The 16119-nt window shown below is 71.2% G+C and carries 14 protein-coding genes; 10 read left to right on the forward strand and 4 right to left on the reverse strand.

The window, feature by feature from the left end; genetic code table 11:
• Positions 1-79: 79 nt before the first annotated feature.
• Positions 80-658: a TerD family protein gene (locus ACZ592_RS36860; protein WP_471586102.1), complete on the reverse strand. Its 579-nt coding sequence runs from the start codon at positions 656-658 to the stop codon at positions 80-82.
• Positions 659-788: 130 nt separating this feature from the next.
• Here ACZ592_RS36860 and ACZ592_RS36865 point away from each other — a divergent pair, with 130 nt between their 5' ends.
• Together ACZ592_RS36865 and ACZ592_RS36870 are read left to right on the forward strand one after the other, a co-directional pair.
• Complete coding sequence (locus ACZ592_RS36865; protein ID WP_471586103.1) at positions 789-1610, forward strand: arylamine N-acetyltransferase family protein; 822 nt, start codon at positions 789-791, stop codon at positions 1608-1610.
• Between the two features lie 33 nt (positions 1611-1643).
• Positions 1644-2249 (forward strand): YdbC family protein, encoded by a 606-nt coding sequence (locus tag ACZ592_RS36870; protein WP_471586104.1) that lies wholly within the window; start codon positions 1644-1646, stop codon positions 2247-2249.
• 79 nt (positions 2250-2328) lie between these two features.
• Here ACZ592_RS36870 and ACZ592_RS36875 read toward each other — a convergent pair whose 3' ends face one another.
• Complete coding sequence (locus tag ACZ592_RS36875; RefSeq protein WP_471586140.1) at positions 2329-3030, reverse strand: TetR/AcrR family transcriptional regulator; 702 nt, start codon at positions 3028-3030, stop codon at positions 2329-2331.
• Between the two features lie 343 nt (positions 3031-3373).
• Here ACZ592_RS36875 and ACZ592_RS36880 point away from each other — a divergent pair, with 343 nt between their 5' ends.
• From ACZ592_RS36880 to ACZ592_RS36895, 4 genes are all read left to right on the forward strand, one after another.
• Positions 3374-4984, forward strand: a complete 1611-nt coding sequence (locus tag ACZ592_RS36880) for an ABC-F family ATP-binding cassette domain-containing protein (protein WP_471586105.1) — start codon at positions 3374-3376, stop codon at positions 4982-4984.
• Positions 4985-5018: 34 nt separating this feature from the next.
• Positions 5019-5678 carry a histidine phosphatase family protein gene (locus tag ACZ592_RS36885; RefSeq protein WP_471586106.1) on the forward strand — a complete coding sequence of 220 codons (660 nt, stop codon included), beginning with the start codon at positions 5019-5021 and terminating at the stop codon, positions 5676-5678.
• Between the two features lie 12 nt (positions 5679-5690).
• Positions 5691-6599: an ADP-ribosylglycohydrolase family protein gene (locus ACZ592_RS36890; protein WP_471586107.1), complete on the forward strand. Its 909-nt coding sequence runs from the start codon at positions 5691-5693 to the stop codon at positions 6597-6599.
• 641 nt (positions 6600-7240) lie between these two features.
• On the forward strand, positions 7241-8773 hold the full coding sequence (locus tag ACZ592_RS36895; RefSeq protein WP_471586108.1) for a DUF4153 domain-containing protein: 1533 nt from the start codon (positions 7241-7243) through the stop codon (positions 8771-8773).
• Positions 8774-8822: 49 nt separating this feature from the next.
• On the opposite strand, the gene ACZ592_RS36900 is transcribed toward ACZ592_RS36895, so the two are convergent.
• A complete protein-coding gene (locus tag ACZ592_RS36900) occupies positions 8823-10382 on the reverse strand; it encodes an MFS transporter (RefSeq protein ID WP_471586109.1) in 1560 nt (519 codons plus the stop codon).
• Positions 10383-10521: 139 nt separating this feature from the next.
• On the opposite strand from ACZ592_RS36900, the gene ACZ592_RS36905 reads away from it, so the two are divergent.
• From ACZ592_RS36905 to ACZ592_RS36915, 3 genes are all read left to right on the forward strand, one after another.
• Positions 10522-11136, forward strand: coding sequence for a TetR/AcrR family transcriptional regulator (locus ACZ592_RS36905; RefSeq protein WP_471586110.1), 615 nt, complete (start codon positions 10522-10524; stop codon positions 11134-11136).
• A gap of 107 nt (positions 11137-11243) precedes the next feature.
• Positions 11244-11945: a ribonuclease HII gene (locus tag ACZ592_RS36910; protein WP_471586111.1), complete on the forward strand. Its 702-nt coding sequence runs from the start codon at positions 11244-11246 to the stop codon at positions 11943-11945.
• Between the two features lie 79 nt (positions 11946-12024).
• Positions 12025-12711, forward strand: coding sequence for a hypothetical protein (locus ACZ592_RS36915; protein WP_471586112.1), 687 nt, complete (start codon positions 12025-12027; stop codon positions 12709-12711).
• A 240-nt stretch (positions 12712-12951) separates the two neighbouring features.
• Here the strand turns inward: ACZ592_RS36915 and ACZ592_RS36920 are convergent, their stop codons facing one another.
• Complete coding sequence (locus ACZ592_RS36920) at positions 12952-13590, reverse strand: hypothetical protein (RefSeq protein ID WP_471586113.1); 639 nt, start codon at positions 13588-13590, stop codon at positions 12952-12954.
• A gap of 328 nt (positions 13591-13918) precedes the next feature.
• Between ACZ592_RS36920 and ACZ592_RS36925 the strand changes: the two genes are divergently transcribed.
• Positions 13919-16078: a RecQ family ATP-dependent DNA helicase gene (locus ACZ592_RS36925; RefSeq protein WP_471586114.1), complete on the forward strand. Its 2160-nt coding sequence runs from the start codon at positions 13919-13921 to the stop codon at positions 16076-16078.
• Positions 16079-16119 lie beyond the last annotated feature (41 nt).

Raw genomic sequence — 16119 nt, forward strand, 5'->3', positions numbered from 1 at the left:
CCCTTGCCCGGGGCCGTCCCGTTCCCCCGGATGGCCACCGACTTCTCGCCGCCGGAACCGGCCGTCGTGCCCCGAGGGGTCAGTGATCGCCGCCCATGAGCGCCGCGAACGACGTCGGATCGGCGTCGAAGCCCCGGACGACTTCGCGGAACGACCACGCCCCGGCCTCGTCCCGTATGAACTCGGCGACGGTTGAGGCCGCGTATCCGGAGACACCGGCGAGGTCGATCTGGGCCAGGTCCGTGTGGCCTTCGCGGATCCGGACCGCGGTGTTGGCGATGTCGCCGAAGACCTTCTCCTCCGCCTGCTGCTGTATGGCCACGCCCACCACGACCCGGGTGATCGTGGACGCGAGGCGGTCCAGCTCCAGGGTCATGACCTCGTCGAACCCGAAGCCCTGTCCCGTCCGGCTGTCGCGGTTGAGGGTGATCGTGCCGTCGGGGGAGCGGCTGTCGAAGTGCACCAGGTACACGGGGCTGCCGTAGGGGGCATCCGCCGCGTACGTCGCGGCGATGATGTCGAGATCGTTGGGTGTCTGCCCCGTCGGGCTCGGGTCCCACTTGAGCCCGATCTCGACCTTCTTGATTCCCTTGCTGACACTGCTCATTGGGCTTCCCCCTCCTCGTGACTCCTCATGACCTGGTCGCTGCGGGCTCACCAGGCACGTCCCAGACCCACGCTACGGCGTACGACTGACAACGGAGTGGCGTTCCTGATCAGTGCCGGGCAACCGCGCCCTGGGTGTGGCCCGTTGGCACGTCCCCCGGCCGCGGGGAGATCATGCCCCTATGACGTGGAACTCGGACGATCTCGACATCGATGCCTACTTGGCGAGGCTCGGGCACACCGGAGGGACCAAGCCTGACCTGGACACCCTGCGTGTGCTTCACAGAGAGCATGTGGCGGCCATCCCCTTCGAGAACCTGGAGATGATGCTCGGCCGCCCGGTTCCGCTGGACCTGCCGGCGCTGCAGGCCAAGATGCTGCACAGGCGGCGCGGTGGCTACTGCTACGAACAGAACCTGCTCTTCGCGGCCGCCCTGGAACGTATCGGCTTCGCCGTCACCGGGCTCGCGGCCCGGGTCAGGGCCGGAACGTCGACCACGCGCGCGGTGACGCACATGCTCCTGAAGGTCGAGGTGGACGGCGAAGCATGGCACTGCGATGTCGGCTTCGGCGCCGACGGGCTCCTTGAGCCGATCCCGCTGCGCAGTGGCGTGGAAGTGCGGCAAGGAGACTGGCGCTACGTCCTCCGTCAGGAGGACGACGGTGTTCTGGCGCTGCGGACTTGGCGCGCCGACGGCTGGTCCGACCTCTACGCCTACACCTTGGAGCGGCGGCTTCCCGTCGACTACGTAGTGCTGAACCACTACACGTCGACCCACCCCAGGTCGGCGTTCATCCGGCGCCCGGTGGTGCAGAAGGCCGGCCCCGAGGTGCGCCGCGCTTTGGTGGGCGATCACTTCACCGTGGTGCGTCCCGACGGCTCGAAGGAGGAACGGACCGTTCCTGTGCACGAATTGACGGATCTTCTCGACCGGGAGTTCGGTATTGAACTGGACGCCGCTGATTCGGCCGAGTTGATCCGGGTGCACTACGCCGGAGCGTGACCCGGGTCGTGCTCCGCGCCGTACGATGGCGCGGTGCTGGTCAAGTGGATTCGCTGCACCGTGGTCGATCGTCGGGGGTTCGAACGAGGGCAGCGAAAGTGGGCGGGGCTGTTGGGGGAGCCGGGATTCCGGGGGCAGGGCGGGGGGTGGAGTCGGGGTCGTCCCGGTGTCGCGCACGTCGTCGCCTTCTGGGAGAGCCGTGCCTTCTACGACTCCTTCATGGCCCGGGCGCACGATCGTCTCGCGGCTTCCCAGGCGGGCACCTACAAGGATCTGCAGGCCAAGCTCTTCGACTACCGCTTCGACGTAAAGACGGGGTTCGAGCCGCGCTTCACGGACGCGGACGTGCTGCGCGTCGCGCACTGCAGGGTCCGGGAGGCGCGGGTGGAGCACTTCGCGCTGATGCAGGAGAAGGTCTGGAACCCCGCGATGGCCGGTTCGCCGGGGATGGTGCGCGGGGTCTTCGGGGAGGCGCCGGGCCACGAGTTCCTGGTGCTTTCCATGTGGCAGTCGGCAGCCGAGCACGGCAAGTACCGGGCCGAGCGCGTGGAGAGGCTGTCGCTGCGGGCGCAGACGGAAGCGGATGTCGCTGCGCTGGCGGGGGACGTCGTGCAACTGGAACCGTCGTGGACGGTATGACGCTTTCGCCGTCCCCGCCCGTCCCCGCCCGGGGTCCCGTTCACCTGCCGCCCTTCTTGATCGGGTGTTCGTGGCCGCGCTATCGGTCGCCCGGGGGCCGGGCGAACGCGCCCTCCCGGGTGGCGGCGATCGCAGCCGCTGCCGACTGGTCGGCGAGCGCCGTGTCGATCGGCTCGCGGGTGATGAACACGCGCAGCAGCATCGGGGCGGAGACGGCACGGACCACCGCCGCCGCGTCGGTGTCCGGGGCCGCTTCGCCCCGTGCCACGGCGCGTGCGACGACCGCCTCGCACCGGCCGAACCGCTCGGCGTAGAACGTGCGCAGGGCGTCGGCGGCCCGTTCCGACTGGAAGGCCGCCGCGACGAAGGCCGTGGGTGCGGCGGATGTCGCGTCGTCGGCGAAGGAATCGACCACCTCCCGGGCGAGCTCCCGCAGATCCCCCTCCAGGCTTCCGGTGTCCGGCGGGGTCCACGTGTCCTCGCCCGCCATGTCCAGAGCATCGGCGACCATGCCTTCGAGGCCGCCCCAGCGGCGGTACAGCGTGGTCTTGTGCACCCCCGAGTGATCCGCCACGTACTCGACGGTGAGTCCGGGATACCCGTGGTCCGCCAAGCCGCTCAGCACGGCATCCCGGACGGCTGCGCGGGTGCGGGCCGTGCGACCGCCGGGGCGGCGGGTGCCGGGAGCGGGTGAGGGCGATGCCGACGCGGATCCGCCGGGCCGCGCCGGCCCGGCGGGCGGAGCAGCTCCGGCGGGCTGCGGCGCGGATTCTCGCGGCAGCTGGGTCTCTGAGCTGCGCGTCGACACTGGCTGCGACTGGGACTGCGACTGCGGCTGTGGCTGCCGTGGCTCCTCGCGTCCCGAGCCGCCTCGCGCTGCCGGGCTTCGCCGTCCCGCGCCGAGCCGTCCCGCCCCGCTGGTTCCGCTGTGTCCGACGTCAGGTGCGTCGGCGCCCTGACCAGCCGCAACAGGCTTGTCCGCCATTGGCTCGTTCCTTCTCCGTCGTCCCGGCTCGATCATTCAACTGCAACTCATGTTGCGTTAGCCGGATCAGTGTGCCACACTCATCGTAATGCGACGGAGGTTGCGTTAGCTTCGAGTTGGATGCAAATCGGGGGTGCTTTTGCCTACTCAGATCTCTCTGCATGGTGTGACCAAGGCGCGAGGAGAGCGGCTGCTGCTCGACGGGGTGTCGCTCGCCATCAGGCCGGGCGAGCGCATAGGCGTCGTGGGGGAGAACGGCGCGGGGAAGTCCACGTTGCTGCACCTGATGTCCGGCGACGAGCGGCCCGACGACGGTGAGATCGTGACCGTCGCCGAGCAGGGGGCCGGACTCCTCGCGCAGACTCCCCAACTCCCCGCGGATCACAGTGTCGGTGACGCGATCGACGCCGCGCTGGCCGAGCTGCGGTCGATGGAAGGACGGTTGCGCGAGCTCGAAACGGGCCTCGGCAACGCGACCGAGCGTGAACTGAGCGAGTACGGCGACCTGCTCACGGCCTTCGAACTGCGCGGGGGCTATGAGGCGGACGTGCGGGTGGACAAGGCGATGCACGGGCTGGGGCTCGGTCGCATCGGCCGGGACAGGATTCTGGGCAGCCTGTCCGGCGGTGAGCAGGCCCGGCTCGGCCTCGCCTGCCTCATCGCCGCGGCGCCCGAGGTCATGCTCCTGGACGAGCCGACCAACCACCTTGACGAGGATGCGCTGGACTGGCTGGAGGCTGTCTTGTCGGCGCACCGAGGGACCGTGGTCGCGGTATCTCATGACCGCGTGTTCCTGGAGCGTGTGACCACCGCGATCCTCGAAGTGGACGCCGACCGCCGGACGGTGGTGCGGCACGGCGGGGGCTACCAGGGGCTCGTGGCGGAACGGGCCGCCGCCCGGCTGCGCTGGGAGCAGGAGTACGCCCAGTGGTGCGAGGAGACAAGTCGACTCCAGGAATTCATGTCGACCACGGCCCATGCCGTCGCCGGTGGCCGCGGCATGAAGGACAACAACAAAATGGCGTACGACCGGGCCGGAGGACGGGTCCAGGCGTCGGTCGCGGGTCGGGTGCGGAACGCGCAGGAGCGGCTCCGCAGACTCCGGGAGCAGCCGGTGACCAGGCCTCCCGAACCGCTGAGCTTCACGGCGCGTCCCGTCTCGGGGGCGGCAGAAGGGGCCTTGGTGACTCTGCGGGACGTGCGGGTGGGCGGGCGGCTCGCCGTGGACACGCTCACCGTCTCGGCCGGCGAGCGACTGCTGATCCACGGGGGCAACGGAGCGGGGAAGTCCACGCTGCTGCGCACCATGGCGGGCGTGCTCGAACCCGACGAGGGCACCGTCGTCCGCAGAGGACGGATCGGCTATCTCGCCCAGGAGATACCGGTACGGCAGCCCGCCGACCATGTCCTCGAAGTGTTCGGCAGAGGACTGGGGCTCGTCGAGGAGGAGCAGCGGGAACTCCTCCTTTCGTACGGGCTGTTCCGGCCGCGTGACCTGCATGTTCCGATGGGATCCCTGTCGGCGGGCCAGTGCCGGAGGCTGGCCCTCGCGCGGCTGCTCGCCAGGCCGGCCGACCTGCTGCTGCTCGACGAGCCCGCCAACCATCTGGCGCTCGGCCTGGTCGAGGAGCTTGAGGCGGCACTCGACCAGTGGACGGGAGCCCTTGTGGTCGTCTCGCACGACCGGTTGCTGCGCCGGCGCTTCACCGGTCGAATACGCCGGATGGAGTCCGGACGGCTACCCGACTGAGCGGGCCGCCGACGACCCGATCTAGGGTTTCCGTATGGCACGCCCGCGGCGCATCATCCTGGTCCGGCACGGCGAGTCGGCCGGAAACGCCGACGACACCGTGTACGAGCGCGAACCCGACCACGCGCTCGCGCTCACCGAGACGGGGTGGTCGCAGGCGGAGGACACCGGCAAACCCCTGCGGGAACTGCTCGGACGCGAGCGCGTCAGCGTGTACGTCTCGCCGTACCGGCGCACCCACGAGACGTTCCAGGCCTTCCGGCTCGATCCCGAGCTGGTGCGTGTGCGGGAGGAGCCGAGGCTGCGGGAGCAGGACTGGGGCAACTGGCAGGACCGGGACGACGTACGGCTGCAGAAGGCGTACCGAGACGCGTACGGGCACTTCTTCTACCGCTTCGCGCAGGGGGAGTCGGGGGCCGATGTCTACGACAGGGTGGGGGCCTTCCTCGAAAGCCTCTACCGGAGCTTCGAAGCTCCGGACCATCCGCCGAACGTCCTGCTGGTCACGCACGGACTGACCATGCGGCTGTTCTGCATGCGCTGGTTCCACTGGTCGGTGGCCGAGTTCGAGTCGTTGTCCAACCCGGGCAACGGAGAGATGAGGGTGCTGGTGCTCGGGGAGGACGGCAAGTACACGCTGGACCGGCCGTTCGAACGCTGGCGCGAGCCCGAGCCGTACGGCGTCACCGGATAGAGTGGCAGGGCGATGACCGCTGACTCCTCTCCCGACCTGCGCCTAGAGCGCGCTCTGGCCAGCCTGCGCGGACTGGCGGTGGGGGATGCGCTGGGCTCCCAGTTCTTCGTGCCCGCGCACTACCCGCTGCTCAAGCGCCGACAGCTGCCCGACGCCCCTTGGCAGTGGACCGACGACACGGAGATGGCCTGCTCCGTGCTGGCCGTCCTCGGTGAGCACCGAAGGATCGACCAGGACGCACTGGCGCGGTCGTTCGCCGAGCACCACGACTTCGACCGCGGGTACGGCCCCGCGGTGAACCGGCTCCTCAGGCAGGTCCGGGAAGGCGGAGACTGGCGGGAGCTGGCGTCCGCGCTCTTCAAGGGGCTGGGATCATGGGGGAACGGTGCCGCGATGCGGATCGCACCGCTCGGCGCCTGGTACGCGGACGATCCGGAGCAGGCGACGCACCAGGCGGAGATCTCGGCATACCCCACGCATCAGCACCGCGAGGCGGTCGTCGGGGCCATGGCGGTGGCCGCGGCCGCAGCGCTGACGGCCGACCCCGCGGGGCCGCCCACGCCGCGGCAACTCCTCGACGGCGTCATCGCCCTGGTGCCGCGCAGCGCGGTGGGAGCGGGGCTGCGCCGGGCGCGGGACATGCTCGACTACGGCGACACCGGCACGGTGGCGGCGGTGCTGGGATGCGGGCGTCGGACGACGGCGCATGACACGGTGCCGTTCGCGTTGTGGTCGGCGGCTCGTGGTCTCGGGTCGTACGAGCGGGCCATCTGGGACACCGCGCAGGCGGGCGGGGACATGGACACGACCTGCGCCATCGTGGGCGGAGTCGTCGCGTCCGGTGCGGGTGGCGCGCCGCCCGCGGAGTGGCTGGAGAGCACCGAAGCGCTGCCCGGCTGGCTCTCCGTCGCCGCGGGCTGACCCGGGGGCCAATGTCGGAGGTCCGGACTGGGGGAGCGTCGGGCGGTGGGAGGGCCGGACCTCGGCTGCCCCACTGTCACGGTCGTGCCACAGGGGTGACCAGGCAGGGGAGGCGTCCTGGGTGCGCGGCTACGCTGAAGCGGGCCGCTAGTTGATCTTGACTGCGTGCGTCGAACGAGAAGCCGGTCCCGGCAGTTCCGCAGCCACCTCTGTGGGACGCGTGTGTGCTGCGGGTGAACCGGCCGGGAGGGGGTCCCGTGACTGACACACCAGGTGGACGCGACACATCGCATGTTCCCGAGCCCGAGCCCGAGCCCGAGCCCGAGCCCGGCCCCGGGCCCGGCCCGGGGCCCGGTGAATCACCCGAGCCGTCCCAACCACCCGAGCCGTCCCAACCACCCGAGCCACCTGAGCCACCCGAGCCACCTGAGCCACCCGAATCGTCTGAGTCGTCTGAGGTGGCTGACATGTCCGGGGGTTCTGAGGCGCATGAGGCGGAGCAGGAACCCGTGGGCGAGCTTCGGGACGCCGCGCCCGTGGTGACACGGCATGTGCGGCAGGGGAGCCGGCAGAGCCAGGACGGCCTGCGGAGACAGCGGCCGAGGCGGCAGGATGCGCAGCGCGGTCGGGCAGGGCACGGCGTGCCCGGTCAGGGCGGCGGCCGGGGCTACCCGGCACCTGCGCCGCAGGCCCCGCTGCTCGCCGATCTGCGCGCGGAGCCGCCGGGTCCCGTTCCGGCGGCGACGCTCTGGGCGGTGCTGGCCACCGGCGTGCTGAGCATGCTGCTCTTGGGCGACAGGCTGGCGCTGAATCTGCCGATCGTCGCCGTCCCGGCCATGCTCGCCGCCTACTTCGCCGCACGGAAGGCCGGACGGCGGCCGCGGCCCTGGTCGTTGGTGTGGGCCGGCGGAGGGCTCGCGCTGCTGGTGGTGCCCGCGCTGGACGACGCGGGATGGCCGTCGTTCCTCGCGATCGTCTCCTCGGTGGCGCTCGGATCGCTGGCGTTGCACGGCAGCCGGACCTGGGTCGGGATCGTCCTGAGCCCTCTCGGGCTCTTCGACGGGATCTTCTCCGGTCTCCGCTGGGGCTGGCGCGGCGTGCGGGAACAGGCGGGCGGTCTGCGCGGTGCCGCGCCCTTGCTGCGGGCCGTCGCGGTGGCGGCCGTGCTGCTGATCGTCTTCGGTGCGCTGTTCGCCGGTGCCGACGCCGCCTTCGCCGACCTGCTGGGCGAGCTGATGCCCGATGCCTCGCTCTCGGGGAGCCCCTGGCGCATTCTGCTTCTGATCGCCGGAGTCGTCGGAGCGCTCGCCGTGGCGCGTGCGGCGGCCTCGCCCGTGCGCTGGGACCGGCTCGTGGTGAAGCCCGGCCGGGCCCGTGGCCGGGTCGAGTGGGCGCTGCCGCTGATCGTGTTGAACGTACTGTTCGCGGCGTTCAACGCGGTCCAGCTTGCCGTGCTCTTCGGTGGGTACGACACCGTTCTCGACAAGACGGGCCTGTCGTACTCCGCCTATGCGCGGCAGGGGTTCTGGCAGCTGCTTCTCGCCACCCTGCTGACCTTGCTCGTCATCGTGTTCGCCCTGCGCTGGGCTCCGCGCGGCGGAGTGAGGGACCGGACGCTGGTGCGCGCGGTGCTCGGCGCGCTCTGTGTGATGACACTGGTCGTGGTGGCGTCGGCGGTGCGACGCATGGACATGTACGTGGAGGCGTACGGACTGACCAGGCTGCGGATATCGGTGGTGGCCGGGGAGCTCTGGCTCGGCGTGATCATCCTTTTGATCATGGCCGCGGGTGTCTGGGGCGCCCGGTGGCTGCCGCGTGCCGTGGCGGCCAGTGCGGCCGTCGGTGTGCTGGCGTTCGGCCTGCTTTCGCCCGACGCGTTGATCGCCGAGAGGAATGTGCAGCGCTACGAGGAGAGCGGGAAGTTCGACCTCGACTACGCGCGGCAGCTGTCGGCGGACGCGGCACCGGCTTTGGACGGCCTGCCGGAGCCGCAGCGCTCCTGCGCGCTCAGGGGCATTGCCGCCGACCTCGGGACCGAGAGCGGGCCGTGGTTCGCGACGAGCCTCGGGGAGTCCAGGGCGAGGCGGATCATCGAGGACCGGCCGCTCTCGGTGGACCCCGTGGTCTGCGACGCGAGCAGGAACACCCCGTACACCTCGTTCTCCTCCTCCTGAAGCTCCGGCCCCGCGGAACGGCCCGCGGGGCAGAAGCTTCTGCGGCCGGTCAGCCGCCGGCGGGCCCCGCGGCGCTCGCCGTGCCGGCCAGTGCGTCCAGGTCGCTCTTGCGTACGCGGATCACCAGCGCGGCGGTGAGCAGGGCGAGCACGGCCATGGCCACGGCCGGGATGAAGGCGGTCGAGATGCCCTGGGACAGCACCTCGTGGCCCCAGGGAGCCGGGAGCTCGTGGGTCCGGGCGAACTGGGCCTTCTGTTCGGGGGTGGCGTTGGCCATGAAGTCCGCCATCTGGTCCTTGGCCTCGTTCCGGCTCGCCGTGCCGAAGACCGTGGTCAGGATGGAGAGGCCGAGCGAACCGCCCACTTGCTGGGTGGCGTTGAGCAGCCCGGAGGCCGCGCCCGCCTCGTGCGGGGCCACTCCGGAGACCGCTGTCAGCGTCAGCGTCACGAAGTTCAGGCCCATGCCGAAGCCGAACAGCAGCATCGGACCGAGCACTCCGCCGACGTACGAATTGTCGGGGCCGAGCAGGGTCAGCCAGCCGAGCCCCAGCGCGACGATGATCGAACCCGTGACCATGAACGGCTTGGGGCCGAGCACGGGCAGGAACTTCTGCGAGAGGGCCGCGCCGATCGCGATGACGAACGTGACCGGCAGGAAGGCGAGGCCCGCCTCGATCGGCGTGTAGTTCAGAATGTTCTGCACGAAGAGGACGATGAAGAAGAACATGCCGAACATCGCCGCGGCCAGGCTGAGCATGATCACATACGTGCCCGAGCGGTTGCGGTCGGCGAACATCCGCAGCGGCGTGATCGGCTCCTTCGCACGCTTCTCCACGAGTACGAAGGCCAGGAGCAGGACGATCGCCGCGCCGAACGACCCCACGGTGACGCTGTCGCGCCAGCCCTCCTCGGACGCGCGGATGAACCCGTAGACCAAGGAGGCCATGCCGAGCGTCGACGTCAGGGCGCCGAGGATGTCGAAACGGCCGGGGTGGCGTTCGGATTCATTGATGTAGAGCGGGGTGAGGACGGCGATCAGAATGCCGATGGGGACGTTCACGAACAGGACCCAGCGCCAGTCGAGCCACTCGGTGAGCATGCCGCCCGCCAGCAGTCCGATGGCGCCGCCACCTGCGGAGACGGCGGCGAAGACGCCGAACGCGCGGTTGCGTGCCGGGCCTTCGGGGAAAGTCGTCGTGATGAGGGCCAGCGAGGTGGGCGACGCGATGGCGCCGCCGACGCCCTGCAGGGCGCGCGCGGCCAGCAACTGCCACGGCTCCTGGGCGAATCCGCCGAGGAGTGAGGCGAGGGTGAACAGCAGGATGCCGGTCATGAAGACGCGGCGGCGTCCCAGGATGTCTCCGGCGCGCCCGCCGAGCAGCAGCAGTCCGCCGAAGGTGAGGGTGTACGCGCTGACCACCCAAGTGAGGTCGGTCGTCGAGAACTTGAGCGCTCCTTGGATGTGGGGGAGCGCGATGTTCACAATGGTGGCATCCAGGACCACCATCAATTGGCAGGCGGCGATGACGGTGAGGGCCATGCCGGGGTGTCCCTCCCGGCGGGCGGCCCCGGGCTTCTGATCTTTTGTCAATGGAGAGGCGGTCGTCATGATCCCCCGCAAGTTCCTTAGTGAACGGTCCCGTTCACTGTCAACTACGACGGTAGTGACTCCTCTTGTGTGAACGCAAGCGTTCCCTCACTCTCTGTCCGACCCCCGACTTCTTTGCCTGCTCGATGGAGAAGAATTGATGGCTACTTCGCGCTGGACGGCCGTTTCCGCCCGGACGGCATCCCCGCGCCGGCGCGGGGTCGTCCTGGAGCGGGCGATCCTGGATGCCGCCCTGGAGCAGCTCAGTACGGTCGGCTGGAACGGTCTGACGATGGAGGGCGTGGCCACCGGCGCGCAGACCGGCAAGGCCGCCGTGTACCGCCGCTGGCCGTCCAAGGAGGACCTCGTCGTGCACGCGCTGCGGGCCGGACTGCCACGACTCGACAGCGCCCCGGACCTCGGCAGCGTCCGGGAGGACCTGCTGCGGCTGTGCGGTCAAATGCGGGTCACGATGTTCTCGCGCACCGGATTCGCTCTCCGTGCGGTGCTTCACGAATGCGATACGTCGACGGCCGAGCGCTTCCATGAAGTGATCTTCGAAGGCATCATCGAGCCGAGCGTCAAGCTGATCAAAGAGGTCATAAGCCGGGGAATTGACCGCGGAGAGGTGCGTTCCGGAGGGGTGGACGACTATGTCTGCGATGTCATTCCGGCGATGTTCATGTATCGCACGAAGGTGTGCGGAAGCGAATGGCTGGACGAGGAATTCGAGGCTCTGATCGACCGGGTGATGATCCCGCTGCTGCGCCCCTGAAGGGCCGCCCCCGACTGTTTTCGGACATGTCAGAAAATGACCTGCGGGGCGCCGCGGCGAGCCCCGGTGTCGCGGCCGGGCCGAGGCGGCGTACGCTGTCTGGCGCCATGCCGTACGAAGCACCCACCCACACCGTCGAGCGCTCCCTGCGCGCCACCACCGGAGCGAAGATCGTCGCCGGTGTCGACGAGGTCGGGCGCGGCGCGTGGGCGGGACCGGTCACCGTCTGTGCGGCGGTCACGGGACTGCGCAGGCCGCCCCAAGGACTCACCGACTCCAAGCTGATCAGCCCCAAGCGGCGCACCGCGCTCGCCGAGGAACTGGAGAGCTGGGTCACGGCACACGCGCTCGGTCACGCCTCGCACGACGAAATCGACGAGCTGGGGATGACGGCCGCGCTGCGGCTCGCCGCGGTGCGTGCCCTGGAGGGGCTGCCGGTCCGTCCGGACGCGGTCATCCTCGACGGGAAGCACGACTATCTCGGCACTCCCTGGAGCGTTCGTACGGTGATCAAGGGGGACCAGTCCTGTGTGGCCGTCGCCGCGGCTTCGGTGATCGCCAAGGTCCGGCGCGACAAAATGATGGCCGAACTGGGCATCGAACATGCAGACTTCGGTTTTGCGGCCAACGCCGGCTATCCGTCGCCGGTGCACAAGGCCGCGCTGGAGGAGCGGGGGCCCACCCCGTACCACCGGCTTTCGTGGGCGTATCTTGATGCGCTGCCCCAGTGGCGGCACCTCAAGAAGGCCCGCAGCTGGGCGGACGGAAAGGTTCCGGAAATCGAGGGTCAGCTCGGCTTTGAGTTCTGACGCTTTTCCGGCACTTCCGGTCGCACTCATGTGCCACCCGCCGACGCGATTCGCATCGGCGTTTGATAGACAACACTTCATGCCTCTCATTCCCGAGGAGCCTCAGATTCACGAGAGTGCCCAGGGTCCCCGCGCCACGCCGGCCAGTGGCCGTACCGCGCCGACCCCCCGCCCCGTACCCGGCCCGCGTCCCGCGGCTCCGCCGCGTCCCGGCCGTCCGGGTCCCGCCCGGCCGATGCCGCCCGCGCAGCGCACGCCGCGTGATGCGGCCGCCAAGCCCGGGCCGTCCGCCCCGGCTGCCCCCTCCGCCCCCGGGGCCGTCGCCACCGCGGCGCCCGTCGCGGGACCGACCGCCGACGGTGCCGCCGCGGCATCGGTTCCGCAGGTCCAGCTGATCCCGGCCTCGGCCGAGGGTGCGCTGGACGCGGCCGAGGAAGCCGTCGACCTGCTGCTGGACTCCGGGCGCGCGCCCGGAGAGGTCCTGGTGATCACCACCGGCGACCCCCACCCGTGGGCCACGCACGAGCTGTCCTTCGGCGAGGCCGCCTACTGGGCCCAGCACGAGGCGGGTGACGACGTCTTCTACGCCGACGCCGCCGCGCTGCCCCGTGCCTCGGCCCGGCCCGTGGTCGTCGTCGCCGTCAACGGCGGCAGCGAAGAGACCGCGGTCACGGTGCTGCCGACGGCGCTCACCCGCGCGAGCACCCTGCTGATCGTCTGCGGCGACCCGCAGCGGATCAACTCGATGCTGGGCGCGGGCGTCTGACACCGACGTCCGGCGGTCGGCGTCAGGTGCCGACCGCGCGGCGGTGCCTTCGGGCGTCGTCCGGTCCTTCGGCGCCGAGCGGCGTGGGCCGGGTGGAAGCACGGTGCGGTGGCCGGCGTATGCCCTGCGACAGCGGAGCACGGTCGGCCGCGTGCCGGTCCGGCTCGGCGCGCGCTGTGGGCGCGGGCGGGGCCGACGTCGGCCCCGGCTGCCGGCGCGCGAGGGCGAGCGGGTCGGTGATCAGCGTGCCGCCGCGCGGCGCAGCACATCGGAGGCGGCGCCTCCGGTGCGTGGCGCCGGCGGATCGCTCCCGGTGAAGGCCTCGGGCTGCGAACCGGCGCTCGGCCGCCGCCCGCCGCGTCCCTCGCCGAGCACCTGCCAGCCGTCCCGCGTCAGCGTGATGTACGCGCCGCAGCGCAGCCCGTGCAGGGTGCAGGCATCCCGCAGACCCCACATCCAGGCGCCGTCCTCCTGGGTCCAACGGGCGTCCCCGTCCCGGCAGTAGAGCAGTACGGCGGTACGCACCGGTGTGCGGCGCCGCAGGTCGTGCGGGATGACCCGGCGCAACTGCGCGAGCAGCGCGTTGCGGAAGACCCAGCCGTCCGTCGCGGTGGCGCGCCGGCTGAACGAGGCGCTCGCCCGCAGCCGTTCGTCCGGATCCAGCACGGCCACGACGGCCGTTTCCGGGGTCGGCCGATGGCGCGTGTGGAGGCCGCTGACGACCTCCCGGGGGTTGCGCAGCAGAGGAATCCCCGCGGCCGACCACTCGGCGGGCTCGAGCATCCGGGCCAGTCGGTGGGCGGAGTCGGCGGACAGCGCGGCGGATGTCGGGGTCTCGGGCATCGACGCCGCACCGGACGAGGCGAATCCGAAGGCCACGGTCCTCCCTTCGGCTACGAGCCCCCTGCGGGAGGGCGGGGACGGACTGGGGGAGCGCACCGCGGCACAGCTCTGCTGGACCACGGGGAGCCGTACGGGGAGCGGTCCCAATTCTTCCTGTCGCCGTCGCCCCCGGCAACGAGCAATCAGCGCCGAAAGCCGGTATCGGGCGATGCGCTGCATATATCCCTGCCCAGATCGTCGACCTTCGACGCGCACGGCGTCCGCACGGCGTCCGCACCGCCGGCACCCGCGACGCCGCCCCGTCGGCCGGGCACGAGCCCGTGGCGGATTGGGCATTGTCAGTGCCATCGGGTTGCATGGGGTCATGACCAACGTGGAGCTGCGCACCGAAGCCGACGCCATCCTCGCCGAGCTCGTCGGCGACCCGGGAGGGTCGGCGCGGCTGCGGGAGGACCAGTGGCAGGCGGTGGCGGCCCTGGTCGAGGAGCGGCGGCGGGCGCTGGTGGTCCAGCGCACCGGCTGGGGCAAGTCGGCCGTGTACTTCGTGGCCACCGCGCTGCTGCGCCGGCGCGGCGCGGGCCCCACGGTGATCATCTCCCCGCTCCTGGCCCTCATGCGCAACCAGGTCGAATCGGCGGCGCGCGCCGGCATCCAGGCGCGCACCATCAACTCGGCCAACCCGGAGGAGTGGGAGACCATCTACGAGGAGGTCGAGCGCGGCGAGACCGACGTCCTCCTCGTCAGCCCGGAGCGGCTCAACTCGGTGGACTTCCGCGACCAGGTGCTGCCCCGGCTCGCGGCCACGACCGGCCTGCTGGTGGTCGACGAGGCGCACTGCATCTCCGACTGGGGGCACGACTTCCGGCCCGACTACCGGCGGCTGCGCGCGATGCTGGCCGAGCTGCAGGCCGGTGTGCCGGTCCTGGCCACCACCGCGACCGCGAACGCCCGGGTCACCGCCGACGTGGCCGAGCAGCTGGGCACCGGTGCGGGCGAGGCCCTGGTGCTGCGCGGACCGCTCGACAGGGAAAGCCTGCGTCTCGGCGTCGTCCAACTGCCCGACGCCGCGCACCGGCTGGCCTGGCTCGCCGAACACCTCGACGAGCTGCAGGGCTCCGGCATCATCTACGCCCTGACCGTCGCCGCCGCCGAGGAGGCCACCGCCTTCCTGCGCCAGCGCGGCTTCAAGGTGGCCTCGTACACCGGACGCACGGAGAACGCGGACCGGCTGCAGGCCGAGATCGACCTCCAGGAGAACCGGGTCAAGGCGCTGGTCGCCACCTCGGCCCTCGGCATGGGCTTCGACAAGCCCGACCTGGGCTTCGTGGTCCACCTCGGCTCGCCGTCCTCGCCGATCGCGTACTACCAGCAGGTCGGCCGTGCGGGCCGCGGTGTCGAGCACGCCGACGTGCTGCTCCTGCCGGGCAAGGAGGACGAGGCCATCTGGCGTTACTTCGCCGACACCGCCTTCCCTCCGGAGGAGATGGTCCGCCAGACGCTCACGGCCCTCGCCGACGCGGGACGGCCGCTGTCCGTACCGGCCCTCGAGGCCGTGGTCGAGCTCCGCCGCACCCGGCTGGAGACCATGCTGAAGGTGCTCGACGTGGACGGGGCGGTGAAGCGGGTGAAGGGCGGCTGGACCTCCACCGGCGAGCCGTGGATCTACGACGCCGAGCGGTACGCGTGGGTCGCCAAGCAGCGTCAGACCGAGCAGCAGGCCATGCGGGACTACGTGAGCACCACCGGGTGCCGGATGGAGTTCCTGCGCCGGCAGCTGGACGACGAGGGGGCGGTGCCCTGCGGCCGTTGCGACAACTGCGCGGGCCCCTGGACCGACGCGTCCGTCTCGGCGGAGGCGCTGACCGGGGCGGCGAAGGAACTGGACCGCCCCGGGGTCGAGGTCGAGCCGCGCAGGATGTGGCCGACCGGCATGCCCGCGCTGGGCGTCGACCTCAAGGGCCGCATCCCCGTCAAGGAGCAGTGCTCCACCGGGCGTGCGCTCGGGCGGCTCTCGGACATCGGCTGGGGCAACCGGCTGCGCCCGCTGCTGGCGGACAGCGCGCCGGACGCTCCGGTTCCCGACGACGTCCTGAAGGCCGCCGTGGCCGTGCTCGCCGACTGGGCGCGCTCGTCGGGCGGCTGGGCGACGGACGCGCCGGATGCCTCGGCCCGCCCGGTGGGAGTCGTCGCCGTGCCGTCCATGGCCCGCCCGCAGCTCGTCGGATCGCTGGCCCAGGGCATCGCGTCCGTCGGCAGGCTGCCCTTCCTGGGGACCCTCACGTACACCGGGGCGGACGGCGCGCACGCGGCGCGCCGCAGCAACTCCGCCCAGCGCCTGCGGGCGTTGTCCGGCGCCTTCGCCGTCCCCGATGACCTGGCCGCCGCGCTGGCCGCGAATCCCGGTCCCGTGCTGCTCGTGGACGACCTCACCGACTCGGGATGGACCCTCGCGGTCGCCGCCCGGCTGCTGCGCAGGTCCGGCAGCGAGCAGGTCCTGCCGCTGGTGCTCGCCGCGGCGGGCTGAGCCTCCCGCGCCGAGGGGGGCGCGGGAGACCGTGGCGTCTG

This window comes from Streptomyces sp. NPDC040622 (genome assembly GCF_055593965.1).

What these genes read in the sequence shown, in the direction of transcription:
- ACZ592_RS36865 (WP_471586103.1), top strand. Translation starts at nt 789, where the DNA reads ATGACGTGGAACTCGGACGATCTCGACATCGATGCCTACTTGGCGAGG.
- ACZ592_RS36885 (WP_471586106.1), top strand. Translation starts at nt 5,019, where the DNA reads ATGGCACGCCCGCGGCGCATCATCCTGGTCCGGCACGGCGAGTCGGCC.
- ACZ592_RS36890 (WP_471586107.1), top strand. Translation starts at nt 5,691, where the DNA reads ATGACCGCTGACTCCTCTCCCGACCTGCGCCTAGAGCGCGCTCTGGCC.
- ACZ592_RS36900 (WP_471586109.1), bottom strand. Translation starts at nt 10,382, where the DNA reads ATGACGACCGCCTCTCCATTGACAAAAGATCAGAAGCCCGGGGCCGCC.
- ACZ592_RS36905 (WP_471586110.1), top strand. Translation starts at nt 10,522, where the DNA reads ATGGCTACTTCGCGCTGGACGGCCGTTTCCGCCCGGACGGCATCCCCG.
- ACZ592_RS36910 (WP_471586111.1), top strand. Translation starts at nt 11,244, where the DNA reads ATGCCGTACGAAGCACCCACCCACACCGTCGAGCGCTCCCTGCGCGCC.
- ACZ592_RS36915 (WP_471586112.1), top strand. Translation starts at nt 12,025, where the DNA reads ATGCCTCTCATTCCCGAGGAGCCTCAGATTCACGAGAGTGCCCAGGGT.
- ACZ592_RS36925 (WP_471586114.1), top strand. Translation starts at nt 13,919, where the DNA reads ATGACCAACGTGGAGCTGCGCACCGAAGCCGACGCCATCCTCGCCGAG.